General features: G+C 58.1%; 10 protein-coding genes and 1 tRNA gene. 6 read left to right on the forward strand and 5 right to left on the reverse strand.

The window, feature by feature from the left end; all coding sequences use genetic code 11:
* Positions 1-881, forward strand: an 881-nt coding sequence (locus VGG64_07500; protein HEY1599431.1) for an aldo/keto reductase, incomplete at its 5' end; no start/stop codon positions are given.
* A gap of 78 nt (positions 882-959) precedes the next feature.
* A complete protein-coding gene (locus tag VGG64_07505) occupies positions 960-1,409 on the forward strand; it encodes a TIGR03067 domain-containing protein (GenBank protein HEY1599432.1) in 450 nt (149 codons plus the stop codon).
* 8 nt (positions 1,410-1,417) lie between these two features.
* Here the strand turns inward: VGG64_07505 and VGG64_07510 are convergent, their stop codons facing one another.
* Positions 1,418-2,395: an NAD-dependent epimerase/dehydratase family protein gene (locus tag VGG64_07510; GenBank protein HEY1599433.1), complete on the reverse strand. Its 978-nt coding sequence runs from the start codon at positions 2,393-2,395 to the stop codon at positions 1,418-1,420.
* Positions 2,396-2,583: 188 nt separating this feature from the next.
* Here VGG64_07510 and VGG64_07515 point away from each other — a divergent pair.
* Positions 2,584-2,656, forward strand: a tRNA-Asn gene (locus tag VGG64_07515).
* Positions 2,657-3,616: 960 nt separating this feature from the next.
* Here the strand turns inward: VGG64_07515 and VGG64_07520 are convergent.
* The 4 genes from VGG64_07520 to VGG64_07535 form a co-directional block, all read right to left on the reverse strand.
* Positions 3,617-5,815: a PEP-CTERM sorting domain-containing protein gene (locus VGG64_07520; protein HEY1599434.1), complete on the reverse strand. Its 2,199-nt coding sequence runs from the start codon at positions 5,813-5,815 to the stop codon at positions 3,617-3,619.
* 51 nt (positions 5,816-5,866) lie between these two features.
* The gene (locus VGG64_07525; GenBank protein HEY1599435.1) at positions 5,867-6,298 is read right to left on the reverse strand and encodes a response regulator; all 432 of its coding nucleotides are present in this window, start codon (positions 6,296-6,298) and stop codon (positions 5,867-5,869) included.
* A gap of 508 nt (positions 6,299-6,806) precedes the next feature.
* The gene (locus tag VGG64_07530; GenBank protein ID HEY1599436.1) at positions 6,807-7,814 is read right to left on the reverse strand and encodes a sigma-54 dependent transcriptional regulator; all 1,008 of its coding nucleotides are present in this window, start codon (positions 7,812-7,814) and stop codon (positions 6,807-6,809) included.
* Positions 7,815-8,610: 796 nt separating this feature from the next.
* Entirely contained in the window at positions 8,611-8,940 is a 330-nt protein-coding gene (locus VGG64_07535; protein HEY1599437.1) for a hypothetical protein, read from the reverse strand.
* Positions 8,941-9,511: 571 nt separating this feature from the next.
* On the opposite strand from VGG64_07535, the gene VGG64_07540 reads away from it, so the two are divergent.
* From VGG64_07540 to VGG64_07550, 3 genes are all read left to right on the forward strand, one after another.
* The gene (locus VGG64_07540) at positions 9,512-10,087 is read left to right on the forward strand and encodes an ECF-type sigma factor (protein ID HEY1599438.1); all 576 of its coding nucleotides are present in this window, start codon (positions 9,512-9,514) and stop codon (positions 10,085-10,087) included.
* A gap of 92 nt (positions 10,088-10,179) precedes the next feature.
* Positions 10,180-13,269, forward strand: a complete 3,090-nt coding sequence (locus VGG64_07545) for a serine/threonine-protein kinase (GenBank protein ID HEY1599439.1) — start codon at positions 10,180-10,182, stop codon at positions 13,267-13,269.
* Positions 13,270-13,598: 329 nt separating this feature from the next.
* A partial coding sequence (locus VGG64_07550) for a right-handed parallel beta-helix repeat-containing protein (protein ID HEY1599440.1) occupies positions 13,599-15,572 on the forward strand: 1,974 nt, incomplete at its 3' end.

Consider the following 15,572-nt stretch of genomic DNA (forward strand, 5'->3'; position numbering starts at 1 on the left):
TGCTGCCAATTCTGGGCATGGGCGGGTCGGCGATGGTGCAATTGTTCACCAGTTCGTACGGCGTCAAGCTGTTGCCGCTTGATGAGCGCGTGGCCATGGTACGGCATGCCTACGACAGCGGAATTCGCTACTTCGACACGGCGCGTGTCTACGGCGAGAGCGAGCAGATCATGGGACGCGGGCTAAAAGGAGTCCGCGACAACGTCTATATCGCCACCAAATGTCACATGACCGAACCCGGTCAGGTCCGCAAATCGGTCGAAACGTCGCTCGTGCAGCTCGATACTGATTACGTCGACTGCGTGCAGATTCACAGTCCCGCCATCGAACGAGTTGGGTTCGAGGGAGCGATGAAACTGCACGCCGAGCTAGTCAAGCTGCGCGACGAAAAAATGTTGCGATTTATCGGTCTGACGACGCACATCGTATTCGAAGACGTGCTCAAGATGATCTCGACCGGCGGCTTTGATCAGGTGCTGCTGGCCTACGGATATTTCCGCAAAGGTATGGATACGATCCTCTCGAATCGCAACGTCGAGTATCGCGATATGTGCCTGACCAAGGCGACCGACCTGGGCATGGCTATCGTCGCGATGAAGGTCATGGGGGCCAACATCTTCAGCCATAACGCCAAGAACCTGGTCGCCGACGCCGACCCAGTGCAATTGGAAAAACTGCCGCCAGCGGCCATCCGCTGGGTGTTGCAAGATCCACGAATCTCGTTGCTCAATATCGGCGTTTCGATGCCCCAGGATATCGACCGCAATCTTAGGACGCTGACCGGCAATCTGGCCTTCACCAACGAAGATCGCACGCTGTTGGCTGACTTCGCCGCCAAAGCCTACGAGGCCGAAGTGGTGAAAAAAATGAAGGTGACTTAGGACGAGTCGTAGGCTACGATTCCCGCGCGCGATCCCTGAATAGGGGCACCGCGGGACAAACCACGGATGGTCGACCAAATGAGATACTGTGCTTGCCTTGCGATACTTGGTGGCGCCCTGCTCTCGATCGGGGCCGATCGCGTCGAATCAGACAAAGATCGAATCCAGGGCGACTGGCAAGTTGTCTCATTCGAGCGAAATGGTGAGCAGCTAAAAGACGCCGTCGGCGACGTTGATCGATTCGTCGATGGAAAGGTACTGCTTGTCGAGAAAGACGACCCTTGCGAGACGTGCGAATTCGTCGTCGCGTTGTTTCCTGACGAAGATCCCAAGCAAATCGACTTCAAATACACCGGCCCAGAGCGAGACGACATTGAGCCCGGCAAAGACACCATGCGGGGTATCTATCAGTGGCAGGGAGAGCAGCTGGTTATCTGCATGGGGGTCGGTGGTGGCGAGCGACCTACGGAATTCACGGCCCCCAAAGGAACGGAATTCTCTCTGGAACGCCTCAAGCGAATTCGATGATGTAAGAGCTATCCGCGCCGTGAGTCAATCACATCGCGAATGATTGCCTGTAGGTCGTAACGCAGCCGAAAGTCGATCGTGGCCCGCAGTCTGCCTAGGTCGGGCACCCGGCTACGCACATCTTCAAAATCCGCCGAATAGGCTTCGGCGTAACTCTGGAAAATAATCGTCAGGCGAGAGTCGATCGCGGCCACAACCTGCTGGGCAAGATCGAGAATGCTTACCGCCTGGTCGCTGCCGACGTTGAACACGCGGCCCAGTGCCGCCGGTGTGCCCACGAGCGCGAGCACCGCAGCGACCACGTCCGCGACATGGGCGAAACAACGCACCTGCTGGCCATCGTCGTGCACTACTAATGGACCGCCGACCAAAGCGGCATCGATCAAACGCGGCAAAACCATGCCATACGCCCCACTCTGCCGCGGGCCGACGACGTTGAAGAACCGGGCGATGACTACAGGCAGACCATGTTCGCGCGCATACGCCAGGGCCAGAAACTCGTCGACCGCCTTCGATACTCCGTATGACCAGCGTGCCCGGGTTGTGGGCCCGAAGACCAGATCATCTTCCTCGGTCCATTTCGGCAGGGGGTTCTTGCCGTAGACCTCGCTTGTGCTGGCAAGAAACAACTTTGTTAGCTGCCCCTGGTCGGACCGCAGCTTGAGTTCTCTCAGCAGTAGCTCGGTGGGAAATATATTTGTCTCGATCGTGCGGACCGGATTGCTGGCAATGAGTTGCACGCCCACCGCGGCGGCCAGATGGTAGACGCAGTCGACATCGTCCAGCAGTTGCCGTATCAGCCCGCGATCGGCCACCGAACCGCGCACGTAGGTAAATCCGGCTTGCTGCCTGGCCGAGTCGAGATTCGAGGTATTGCCTGTCGACTCGTCGTCGACCACGATCACCTGTTCGCCGCGCGCCAAGAGAGCATCGGCCAAATGACTGCCGATAAAGCCGGCCCCCCCGGTGATTAGCGATCGGGTCAAAATCAGTCTCTTCTGTGGATTGGGGGTCAGTCGCCCTGCGATGGCCGCCCACTCGCCAGGGAGGTGGCAGCGACGACGCATTCTAATGCGAAAAGGCCCGACCTGACGACCGCTGGCAATGGACTTCCTCCGGGCAAAACTGAATCTTGTCCGCCATCACGTCATAAAGTAGGATATTGCGTTCCCAATCCCCGATAGCTCAGTTGGTAGAGCGAGCGGCTGTTAACCGCTAGGTCCTAGGTTCGAGTCCTAGTCGGGGAGCCTAAGGTCGGCCATCGAGCAGTGCCGACCCCCGAGTTTAATGAAAAACGCCGAGGCGAGAGTCGCCTCGGCGTTTTCGTTGCGCCCCGACAAATTCCGAGAGCACGCCAAGAATCACGCCGAACTTACGTCCGAATTAACGGCAGTCGAACAGCAGATCCCGGGTTGCCGAGAGCGCGCTCTCGCTGGGCAGCTGACGTCCAAAGTGCGCCGCGAGGTGGTCTAAACTTTCGGCTGCTGGCCCATTCAACCGACCCGCAAGTTAACTCGACTCAATCGGGGAATCGCCAATCGTGCGCGAAGATCCCGATATCCTAGAGAGTCGATATTCGCCAGAAAAATGCGCATCTCAAAAATCTGCCCAGCTTGCCTCATCGACCACGACCATCATCATCTTGGCATCGCGTCTGGGTCAGCGTATAGCGTTCCTGGGAACGGCGTGGCGCTCAGCTCTATCTCGCCGGATCGCCATTTCGGCAATCGCAAACGTAGGATTTCAGCTGGCCGAAATCGCCAGAATTGACTGGATGTGACGCACGACAAGAGGTAACTGTCTCCTACTTCCGCGTGATCGCGACTGCCGACTGTCGGCGCGGATCGCTGCGGACCGAAGAGGAGACGACGATGACCGCGCTTAAAACAACGACGTCCAAGAGACGCAAAAAGTCGAAAACCGCAGCGTCGAACAGTGAAAGACCTGTTGCACAGTCGCGGAATGCGAAACGACGGCAGAGGCGGACCAGCTAGATCGTTTCAAGGTGTTCACGGTCAATTAATTCATGCGCCGTACTTCCTTCTGGAGCTACTGGCGCTCGACACGCCGTCTCGAGCCAAGCCCACGATCGTCGCTGGCATTTCCGCGTGCGTCGCGCTAACTGCCAAGGAACGGGTTCGAGTCCGGAACGGGGAAGCTCGTGTCAGTAAAACCGATGTTGGATCCATCGAGCGGCGCCCCCAAAGTTACTCCGTGCCCGAGTATCTGGGTCCCGTCGCTCCGATTAACTCAGAGGCGGTCGCACCATAGTCCGCCATGATGGAGAGATTATTCGTCCAGTCCGTTAGCTTGGCGTCTGGTGCTGCGATGTTGTTTGCTAGGAACTCGTTGAGACCGTCCTGGGTGAACAAAGATAATTCACCGCTGCTCACCAAATTGGTCGCCATTGCGACCGGCGATGCGACGAGCACGAAAGCCATCGCGAGAGCGACGGCGGCTCCTTGAGCAATGCGTCGATATGCCAGGCCAATGAGCAGCGCGAGACCAGTGCCCGCCAGGCAAATCGCGCTCGGCTCGGGCACTGGGTTACCGGTGATCGCGAAAGCCAAGTCGTATGGCGGATTAGCGGCGTTTCCAGCCGACGAGTTCCAGGGAGTAGGATATCCGCCGAGAGCCGCACTTCCCCAGGCCGCGGCGTCCCCAAGATTGCTGGCTGGTGTCGTTGTATCCCAGCCGAAAATTGCGGTCACGCCGTTCGCCGTGGCTCCGGGCTGGGCTTCCACGTTGAGCCAATAGGTTCCCGGGCCTAGGGTCTGAGGGGCGATGTTGAAGTCGTATTCATAGATGGTCGTATCGGATCCTATGAATCCCGCCACGGGATCATAGAACGCCTCGCCCAGCGTCACGGCGACCAACGACGTTGATGTCGGAGCGGTAGTCGATTGCCAGAGCGGAGGGTTTACGGGCAAGCTGGGCGACAGACCATTATCGGTGTGGAGACTGAGCGAGAAAGTTACGTCGCTGGCGCCCAGGGCAGGCAAATTGTCGCTGAGAAACGCTCCAAAGACGTGCAAATCCGTGACCTGCGTGGTCTGTGTAATCGGAAAATCGTCGGCCAGGATTCTCGGCACCGTGTCATTGACGGCAAAAGCAGCCGTACTCGCGTTGGGAAGTTGCTGGTAGACGATTGGATTAGCCAGCGATCCCCTTGCCGCGACGGCAACGGTTATTACAGCAACCAGCAGGGCCGACGTTAGATGGTTACACTTCGAGAGCGAGAAGTGACTCGATGTGCACCTGAGCGTTCTCCTTATGTTCATAGGCTGAACTATCGCGGTGGTTGTCGAGCTGTCCGTTTCTGGACGGCGCGCTATTGAAATTGGACTCAATGCTGCGGGAATTCTCCGTCGTCGGCGGCGGTAAGTTAGAAAAGTGATACCTACCGCACCGATTCCGAGCGACACCAAACTACTGGGTTCGGGAACCGAAGACGTATAGAGCCTGAACGCCATGTCCTCCGAGGACGAACTGATCCCCTGCGGGCCGTCGATATTATCTTGGTAGAACAGGGGGGCAAAGCCTGGCACTGGAACCCCATTGGCAATTCCCCCGACGATGGCATCATCCTGGAAATGCCATACGGGAGACACGGCCGGGCCGATGTTCTGTTCGCCAGGACTGACCGGTGCGAACAGAGGGTTTGTCAGCCCGTAGTCCCGATTGTGCCAGCCCCAGCCAATGTTCGGATCGCTGGTTAGTGCCGTAATGCTCATCCAATAGATAGTGTTTGCCTGCTCCTTGAAGGGAACGGCCAGCTCGCCGTTGTACTGGTAAAGATGGTCGCCGGGAGTGGCGGTGTTGATCTGTTTTTCGGTAAAGGTGCCGGAGGCGGGACTCAGTGCTCCCAGATTGACGATCGAACTCGAAAGGAGGGAGCCGGGATGGCTTACCACACCGTTGAGTGCCGGAACGTCGGAAGAAAACGAGATCTGGAACTGAGTCACGCCGTTATCGATGATGTTGTTGGCATACGAGCCCCACCATTGGACGTGCACGACGGGCGTCGAAAGCTTGTCAGAGAAGTCATCAGCCACGTAGCTGCCATTGTAACCCGTGCTTGTTGAATTCAGATAAGCAGTGCTTCGCTCATCGTGGCCAAAGTACAGCGCCCCGCCCGCGCTCGGTCCCATGCCGTCGTTGAGCGGAAGTTGTTCGAACTTCAGGATTTCGCCGGGAAGCGGATCAGCGAGGGCCGGGGTGACGCAAACAAAAGCAAGGGCTACGATGCTAAAAGCGTAGCGGCGGATGGTTGAAGAATTCATGTGACATATCCCTTTGCAAGAAAGGCGGAAGGTAATTGACGAGTAATCACGATCTGACCTGGTGGACGCGATATTGCTGTCGGTGAAATTCAGGCGTTTTTCTTTGGGTAACATGTGGACCATGTGTTGATTCGTCCCCGAGACGGTACGCCCGGCTCGGGGAGCGCCATTGACCTACAAACCGGCGTGCGAATCGACGAACTTACGCAGAGAATCGAAACGCTTCTCGGTGACCAATGACTTCAGGATCGGCTTGCAGTCGATCGACCGCGTTGCGTCCTTGCACAAATAAAGGTCCGCCCCGCGAAAACAAGCCTGCCTCTCGTCTTCGGCGTCGTAGTGATCAGCGATTGCAAATAGCCTCGCTGCAACAGCCAACTCGCGCAGCATTTCCAGAAAATCGAAGCCAAGCATATCAGGCAGATGAACATTGATCATCCACAGGGCGGGATGACCGCGCGGTGCAAATTGGATGGCGGCACGACCGCTTGTCAAAAAGTGGACACTCCAACCGTGCTCGCCAGCCAGCGCGGTCAGGTCGCGATAATCTTTGGGGCAAGGATCGATTACTACAATGTGTGATTCAGAGCCGAGACGTCGTAACATGGTTTCCTCCCAGTGTTGCCGGTCCCGCTCTATTCGCCGCGATCCTGACGATTCAGTTCGATCAGGCATCACTTGCGACGAGCGCAACAGCGGCAAAAAACGTCAACGATTGGATGCGGACTTGATGTTGCCCGAATTTGTTCCAACGCCATAGGCCTCGGAGCACTCAAGCACTCATACGACGAACTGTTAAAGCACGCGCCGTGCCAGAACACATGACGACGGTGCAAGTGCGCGCCGAAGAGCAACAAGCGGTTGAAGTTAAGCGCAAGAGAATTGCTTCTCGACAGAGAGCGTGCCAATTGGGCACACAGCGTACGGCCAACGATATGCGGCGCAACGCAACGATGTTGTTGCACTGCGCCGCAATAACAGCGCTAACAATTGATGCGTTATTCCGCAATTTGGAAGCGATCGCTGGACCTGCCGCGAAGTGACGATTCAGAGGTCCTCGACCACAGTGCGGACACGGGTGGTTGCGAACAGTCGCACGCGCCGGGTCGCCACCTTACGGCTGTATCTTGCGCGGTCGTCCCCGACGAGGCGCAGGGATCGAGATTCCGTAATAAATGATCTTGCGAGCAAGGCTCGTGCGATCCATGTCGAGCAATGCCGCCGCGGCGCTTTGGTTATAGAACGTGTGCGCAAGCGTAACTCGTATGTGTTCACGTTCCACTTCGGCCATTGTCGACCACGGTGCTTCGTGCGCATTCGCGCGCGGTTCTGGGCCGGACTCTGTTGGAACCGGCATTTGCGACTGCCTTCGGTCGAATGGAATCGCTTCTGCGTTGATCAGGTCGCTCGACGCGAAGATGACGGCACGTTCCACGACGTTTTGCAGCTCTCGCACGTTGCCTGGCCAGGGATGGGACTTCAGGGCGGCAATAGCCGCTGGCGAAAAACGCTTCCGTGGCACTCCCTGCTCACAGGCGATCGTGTCGAGAAAATGGCTGGCAAGCGACTCGATCTCTTCGGTTCGCCGGGACAGAGCCAAGGTTTCAAACGACACCACATTCAGGCGATAGAACAAATCGAGACGAAATCGCCCCTCGCGCACTTCATCGGCCAGATCGCGATTCGTGGCGGCGATAATTCGAACATCGATGGGAACCGGCCGTTCACTTCCCACGGGGATAACGACCCGTTCCTGGATCGCGCGCAGCAGCTTGGATTGAAGATCGGGAGCGAGCTCGCCAATCTCATCCAATAGGATTGTTCCCCTTTCGGCCGCGCGAAAACAACCCAATCGTTCGTAATCGGCGCCCGTGAACGCCCCCTTAATGTGGCCAAAGAGATGGCTAGCGAAAAGCTCGCCGGATAGGGCGGTGCAATCGACCGGGATGAATGGGGCACCAGAGCGAGGACTCTGCCCATGGATGGCACGGGCAATGAGCTCTTTGCCTGTACCACTGGGACCAATGATCAACACATTCGATGAGTAGGCTGCGACCCGGTCGATTCGTTCTCGTAACGCGCGCATCCATGCGGACTGGCCGACGAGTTTTGTCAGGCCCATTAGCAACGACTCTTTGGACCGGAGCAGATCTTCGGGCGCAAGCGTCCCGCTACGATTGCGCGAGCCAAGCCACCCCCATGGGGCTCGGACACGTCCAAACGTCTTCACGAGGCACAGTGGCGAGTCGTCGCTTTCCTCGCGGCACACGGAATTCGCGCTTGGTAAGCGACCAGTCCGCGAGACACGTTGAAATCCCTTAAGATGACAGCCAGCCCGGGCAACTTCTTGCCACTGAAAGTACCTAACAACCTCGCGCACGCAATAATGGTCAATTCGTGACCACTTGTCACTCGAATTCTGCGAATATCCCCAGATTATTGGAATTCTGCCGTTATCCGCGCTCGCCTCTCTCAGGCGCCTCCGGATGTAAGCTTCGCGAAACTTCCGGATCTTCCGCCCAACGGATCGAGAAAATAGGAGCATCGTAAAGCTGGGGAGGCAGATCGAATCGCGCCGCGTAACCATTCCTGGCCTGGCGCCAGCGCAGAGCCGCCCTGTACTAAAACTATGGTAACTTAATTGTGCATGAGCGCTTGCGACTTCGAAGTCGCCCGGGCTGGCTCACTGCCGTTAACTCGTATGGCGGCGGTTCGATTCCGTCCCTGGGAGACGTATTCCGAGAGAAACTCAAGGCCTCAACGGCAAGATTGTGCCGGTTTCGGCTGGCCTAAATCGGCACCCGGACGCAGCACACCTGTCAAGCTGTTCGATGCTGCGCGTCCGCAATAGAGAGGCTGGATTCAACGACACGACGATGATTAACGCATGCCGTGAACAGCGGAGCAGTTCGTTTTCCTCAGGCTGCCATCTTCGCGCTCCGACGGGTCAACGTTACGAGTTCTGCTTGAAGTCGTCGCGAGACAGTCAAATCGCGGCGATGAAAGCGATCCCCGTTGCAGTTGTAGAACAAGATCGTGCGACCGGCGGCATCCCAGAGCGCCGAAAAACGCACGGCGCGAGGACCGTACAGAATAAAGTGCAGGCCATATGCATCGCCGTGTCGCACAAGAATTCTCTCCTGCAACCGAAACGCGCCCAGCAGACGTTGCTGGCGGTCGCAGAATGCCTTTTGAACTAAGTCACGCAGCTCGTGCAACGTCGAGATCTCTGCAACGTCGGTGGCCATTGCCAGTTTAATCCCCTGATCGCGGACAATTCGTGATAATGAAGCCACGCGTCGGCGAGACTTCAATCACGAACGTTATCGTCTGGTTAGGCGCTAGCAATTTGTCGTGAGATCGCTACAGAATGGCCGCACTTTGGCCGCTGAGCCTGCTAGCACTTTAAAGTGCGCCAAGATTTCGGGATTTGACGACGCTTAAGCCGATGGCGCTCAACGGATTCTTGCAGCGTGATGGGACGTTAATCCGCTATTGCCAGTTTCAATGCATTTGCGGGGAGCGCCACAGCGGTGGACCCTATTTGCTAGGGAATGGCTTTCGCGAATGCTGCGAGATTTACGGCAATCCAAAGGTAGTGACGCTATAACCGCCCCGCGCCAGGAATGCCCCTGGTTCGAGGTCTACGATGACGTTTCGCAGGCGGTGTCGCAGGCCCCCGAAACCAGAAGGTCCAACTGGAAATGCGACCACACCGGTCAGAAACCGGTTGCTCGGCACGCCTGCATCAATCACACTTAAGTCCTCTTTTGATGGCATTTTCGGGAACGATCGGCCGCGCTGAACGCCTTATCTCGCATGACCGACATCACACGCATTCTGACCGCAGCGGACGCGGGTGGCGCGAGCGCCGCCGACGAGCTGCTGCCGCTGGTATATGCTGAGCTGCGCCGTTTAGCGAGGCACAGGCTTACCAAGGAACACCCCGGACAGACGTTAGACGCCACGGGCCTGGTTCACGAAGCCTTTCTACGGCTCATGCCGGCTGGTCGCGCCGCCGGGCAAGAACAGCACTGGCAGGGTCGTGCCCACTTCTTTGCGGCCGCGGCCGAGGCGATGCGCCGGATCCTTGTGGAAAGTGCTCGGCGCAAGCGCAGCCTCAAACATGGCGGGAATCTGCATCGCCACTCGACCAATGATTTGCATCTGGCCGTTGAGGTACCGCCGGATGACGTGCTAGCTGTTGATGAGTCACTCGAAAGGCTGGCCGCGATCGACGCTCAGGCCGCTCAAGTCGTCAAGCTGCATTTTTTTGCGGGTATGACGCTCGACGAGGTCGCCGCTGCCTTGGAAATCTCAAGCCGCACGGCACATCGAAACTGGGCGTTTGCCCGGGCTTGTCTTGCACGAATGCTTGGCAAAACCGAGGAGTAAATTTCGTGCCGGCTGATTTCCCAAAAACTTTGGCAGCTTTTTCGAGCGGGCGTCGCACTGAATAATGACGACCGGCGTAAGGCGCTGCATCAATGATGATTCCCATCTCCGAAGCAAAAGAGATATTTGGTCGAGCCATAGAGCTCGAACGTGGTGCTGCGCGGACGGCATTTCTTGATGGCGCTTGTGACGGCAGTCGTCGGTTACGACAGGAAATCGACGAGTTAATCTCCGCGTGGGAAGGCGCCGGTAGTTTTCTAAACCAATCGGCAGCAGCGACCGTCGTCGCTACGTTTTCAGAAGATTGCGCGCTGGATCGGCTGGGCACAGTCATCGGACGCTACAAGCTCCTGGAACAGATTGGCGACGGCGGCATGGGCGTGGTGTTCATGGCTGAACAGCAAGTCCCCATGCGGCGGCGGGTTGCGTTGAAGATCATTAAGCCGGGTATGGATACGCGGCAGGTGATTGCCCGCTTCGATGCGGAACGTCAGGCCCTAGCGCTGATGGACCATCCCAACATCGCGCGGGCGCTCGACGCCGGTATGACCGAGTCTGGGCGACCTTACTTCGTGATGGAGTTGGTGCGCGGTATTCCGATTACGGACTATGCGGATAAAAACCGTCTCAGCATCTCGGTCCGCCTGCAATTGTTCGTGCAGGTTTGTCACGCCGTACAGCACGCGCATCAAAACGGAATCATCCACCGCGACCTCAAGCCGACAAACGTGCTGGTCACCTTGCACGACGGAGTCGGCGTGCCGAAAGTGATCGACTTTGGCGTGGCCAAGGCAACCAACGGACAGCTCACGGACAAGACCCTGGTCACGAATTTCAGCCAGATGATTGGCACTCCGTCCTATATGAGTCCGGAGCAGGCCGAGATGTCTGGCCTCGACGTGGACACGCGCAGCGATATTTATTCGCTCGGCGTGCTGCTCTACGAACTGCTGACGGGGACGACGCCATTTGACAAGACGAGGTTGCACGAAGCGTCATACGACGAAATGCGCCGCATCATTCGCGAAGAAGAGCCGATCACGCCCAGCTCCTTGGCCTGTACCCTTGGCCGGACGGCGACTTCTCTGGCTGCCGGTCAGGACGTCGATCCGGGCAGCTATACGCGCCTGTTGCGTGGCGATCTCGACTGGATCGTGATGAAGGCCTTGGAAAAGGACCGCGCTCGGCGCTATCCAACCGCAAACGAGCTGGCGCGTGATGTCGAGCGCCATTTGCGTGACGAGCCCATCGATGCCCGCCCGCCATCGGCCGCTTATCGGTTTCGAACATTCGCGCGCCGCAATCGTGGGGCGATCATCACTACTACGGTGGTTGTCGCTGCTCTCGTCGCTGGCACGATTACCAGCACCTGGCAGGCAATTCGCGCTCGGCAGGCCGAAGCCATTGCCGAGGCCGGTCGCAACGAGGCGGAAGTGCAACGGCGACGCGCGGAGGTAAACTTCCAAAAGGCGCGTCAGGCCGTCGACAAGTACGTCGCGTCGGTCCGTGACAGCAAACTTTTGAGTGAAGAGACCCACCAGCCGCTGCGCAAGGAGCTGATCGAATCCACTTTGGCCTACTACCGCCAATTCGTGGAACAGTACCAGAACGATCCGACGCTGCAGCCGGAATTGGGATCGACCTATGTCCACATAGGCCAGATCAATAATGATATCGGCTCGAAAGAGCAAGCGTGCGAGTGGTTTCGAAAGGGAGTGGACGTCTATCAGCGATTGTGTTGCCAGAATCCCGACAATGTCGACTACCAATGCATGCTCGTCGATGCGCTCAATGGTTCAGCTGCTGTGCTGCGCGATTCTGGACATCCGGTCGAAAGCGCGCGGGCGTCGCAGCGCTCGCTCGAAATCTGTAAGATCCTTTGCCGCGATCATCCGGGAGAAGCGAGATATGCGGCAGGCCTGGCGCAGGCCGAATTTCATTGTTTTCTTGAGCATAGCGCCCAGCACGCGATGGCCGACGCAGAGACGTCGATTCGACGAGTCCTTGCACTGTGTGAGACGTTGAGTCGTGAGCAACCGGGCAATGGCGATTATCGCGCGGATCTGGCCAGAGCCCATGTTCATTTCGGAAACGTACAGCGCGCGACCAATCGGACCGGTGAAGCGGCGGAATCGTTTCGGCAGGCCGCGGAAATATATGAGCAACTGGCCGTCGAGTTCGGTTACTGGGCAAACTATCGACGCGCGGCGGCTCAAGCACATATAAGTCTTGGCGACGTGTATCGCGTGCTGGGCCGCAAGTCGGAAGCAATGTGGGCGTTTCTGGCGGCCCGCACCGCGTTCCAGGAGCTTGCTCGTCAAACCCCTCCCGATCCCGCGGGACGTACGGGTGTCGGCCGCGCCAATTTCCGTATTGGCGTCTTGCAGGCCGAGCTGGGGGAAAAGGCAGCCGCGGAAAAGAGCTGGACCACCGCCACGGCGGACTTCGATGTCGCCGTTTGTCAGGAGAACCCGCCCATCAGCGCGCTGGCCGGTCTGTCGGCTGCTTTGGCCATGCAAGGCAACTGGGCCCGCGCAGCCGCCGCCGGTATCAAGGTTGTCGACGCCAGCGGCCGTTCCTGTGATTCCTTGGCTGAGCTGTCGCTTTTGCAACTGGCCGCAGACGACGAGTCGGGCTACCGAACGAGCTGCTCTGAATTAGTCTCGCGCTTCAGCAGCAGCGCCTCTGATCGTGACGCGACGAGCATTATTGCCACCTGTGTAGCCGGCGATGCGGCCACCACCGACATGTCTACGGTTCTGGCTTTGTCCGAACGGATGACAGCGTCCGATCCCGGCAATCCAATCCGGCGTGCATTACTTGGCGCGGCGAGTTGGCGCGCGGGGCAAATCCAACGGGGCACAGAAATCCTCGAACGAGCGCTGCCGCTGTGTGAGGTGGACGAGAAACGCGCTCCGGCTTCTCATGAGCGGTTCCGGGCAGCCCACGTGATGTCTGCGATGATTCTGGCAAAGGCTTATTATCAATCCGGCAATCAGCAGCTGCTCTCGGCCCAAATCGATCTGCTGCGCGAGTTAGTCGCCCGCTACGAGAAGGCATTACCGGAATATGACGAAGAGAGCCCTCGCTGGCTGGCCGGGCTGGCACTTGAATTAGCTCGGCGCGAATTGAGCCGGATGGACGACTTGCCGCATTCCGCAGGCAAGCCCAGTGCCGAATAGGCCTTTTACGGCCATTTCGTTCCGCTTCTTTGCGGAAAGAAAAATCTTTCTAGATTTTTGGCAGTAATTGCCCGCCCACGTCGCATTGCTAAGCAGGGCCGCCCGGCCGGTCCCCGCGCGCTACCTGCGCTATAGCCCGTGAGCACCATTGTTTGAGGCACCTTGGAGCGATTTTCAAAGGCGGCCAGCTTCTCGAATCCTCTTCTGGGGGCCTTGCTGTCCGAACACGCCAGTGCCCGACCGACGTGGTTTGAGCGACGGCTCCGCTTTCTCCGTCGATCTAGGCACGTCGCTGCCGGCACGATAGTCGCCACGCCCGAAGGGAATACATGAAGAAGCTTCTAATGAATCGGCATCGTACCGGCCGCCTCCGCCTGCGGCATACATTTACGCGCTTGGGGCTCGAGCCTCTCGAAGAGCGGCGTCTGCTCACGGTGTTTTCGGTGACCAGTACCGCAGACAGTGGCACGGGGACATTGCGCGACGCCATCGTTCAGGCAAACTCGAACCCAGGCCCCGATACGATTAGCTTCAACATCCCCGGGTCCGGCGTGCACACGATCACTCCGCTTACTCAACTCCCAGCGATCACCGATCCGCTCACGATCAACGGAGATTCACAGCCTGGTTACGTAGACCATCCGCTCATCGAGTTGGACGGCAGTATGGCGGGAAATGCCAACGGGCTGGAATTTCAGACCGGTGGCAATTTTGTCGAAGGGCTGGACATCCACAGCTTTGCATACGATGGCATCGTGTTTGCCGAACCAAACGGTGCAAAGGCGGTAGGCGGCAATATTGTCGCGGAGAATTACCTCGGCACCGACCCGACCGGCAAGATAGCCGAGCCGAACGAAGAAGGAATCCATCTGATTCATTCGCCGAACGATTCCATCAACAACAACTTGATCTCCGGCAATCTCCAAAGCGGCATCTTCGTTGCCGACCAGTTTTCAACCGGTACGCGAATCGAAGGGAACAAGATCGGCACCGACGTCACCGGCATGTTGCCTCTCGGTAATGTACTCAACGGGGTCGCGTTGGGCGCGCCGCCGTCCCCAGCGGCTGGCGATGGTTACGCGTCAGGCATCATTGTCGGCGGCACTGACGATACCCAAACCAACATCATTTCCGGCAATGGCCAGAGCGGCATCTGGATCGAAGGGGGCATCGGGAACATCGTACTCGGAAACTTCATCGGTGTCGGCAAGGACGGCACAACGCCGCTTGCCAACGGCGCGATCGCTAGTCCGGCGCTCGCCCAGTTCGGCACGGATGGCATTTTCATTACTGGTGCCACTGCCACCATCGTCGGTGGCACCGACGACGGCACTGGAAACATAATCTCGGGCAATGCCGGAAGTGGCATTCAAATCACCGGTGACGCCACGGGGACACTTGTCGAGCGCAACTTCATCGGCCTCGATCTGTCTGGCCACACCGCAGTTCCCAATCAGGACGGCGTCTACATCAACGGCGCGTCAGACAACACCATCGGCGGCACCGGCACGGTGCGAAACCTAATTTCGGGCAACAAAAGAAACGGAGTCGAAATCACTGGCTCCGCCGCCGTCGGCAATCAGGTCTTGGGAAACTACGTTGGGACTGACAAATCTGGCCTGGCCGCCGTCCCCAACCTCTTTGACGGCGTCGACATCTTTGACGCTCCGCTCAATGTTATCGGCGGCACCACCGCCGCCGCGCGAAACATCATTTCGGGCAACTCGGGGAACGGCGTCGTCATCTCCGGCAGCAACGCCGCGGGTAACGTTGTCGAAGGCAATTTCATTGGCACCGACGCAACGGGCCTTGCCTTCTGTCCTAACGTCGGCGACGGCGTGCTGATCACTCCGTTGTCCGACCCCACGGTGGGAACCGGCGGCGGCGTGGGAAATATAATCGGCGGTACTGCCGCCGGAGCGGGAAATGTCATTTCCGGCAACATTAGAAATGGTGTCGAAATAAATGGCTCGACCTCCACGGGAAACCAGGTCGTGGGCAATTTTGTCGGCACCGACGCTACCGGCTTTGCTCAGTGCCCCAACGACCTCGATGGCGTCGATATTTTTAATGCTCCCCTGAATGTCGTCGGCGGTACCACGGCCGCAGCGCGAAACGTCATTTCGAGCAATGTGGGAAATGGCGTCGTCATCGCCGGAAGCAATGCCACGGGAAACACCATCGAGGGCGATTACATCGGCATCGACGCCACCGGGTTGATCGGACTCGGCAACGGCGGCGACGGCGTGCTTGTTACCATCCTGACGAACTCGGCAGTGGGTTCGGGAGGCGCCGCGGGAAAT

The sequence above is a fragment of the Pirellulales bacterium genome, from assembly GCA_036490175.1.
GTDB lineage: Bacteria > Planctomycetota > Planctomycetia > Pirellulales > JACPPG01 > JACPPG01.

Bases quoted from the DNA above. Each gene is read 5' to 3' on its own strand.
- VGG64_07545 (HEY1599439.1), top strand. From the start codon at position 10,180: ATGATGATTCCCATCTCCGAAGCAAAAGAGATATTTGGTCGAGCCATA.
- VGG64_07540 (HEY1599438.1), top strand. From the start codon at position 9,512: ATGACCGACATCACACGCATTCTGACCGCAGCGGACGCGGGTGGCGCG.
- VGG64_07530 (HEY1599436.1), bottom strand. From the start codon at position 7,814: ATGGGCCTGACAAAACTCGTCGGCCAGTCCGCATGGATGCGCGCGTTA.
- VGG64_07525 (HEY1599435.1), bottom strand. From the start codon at position 6,298: ATGTTACGACGTCTCGGCTCTGAATCACACATTGTAGTAATCGATCCT.
- VGG64_07535 (HEY1599437.1), bottom strand. From the start codon at position 8,940: ATGGCCACCGACGTTGCAGAGATCTCGACGTTGCACGAGCTGCGTGAC.
- VGG64_07505 (HEY1599432.1), top strand. From the start codon at position 960: ATGAGATACTGTGCTTGCCTTGCGATACTTGGTGGCGCCCTGCTCTCG.
- VGG64_07520 (HEY1599434.1), bottom strand. From the start codon at position 5,815: ATGGTCCACATGTTACCCAAAGAAAAACGCCTGAATTTCACCGACAGC.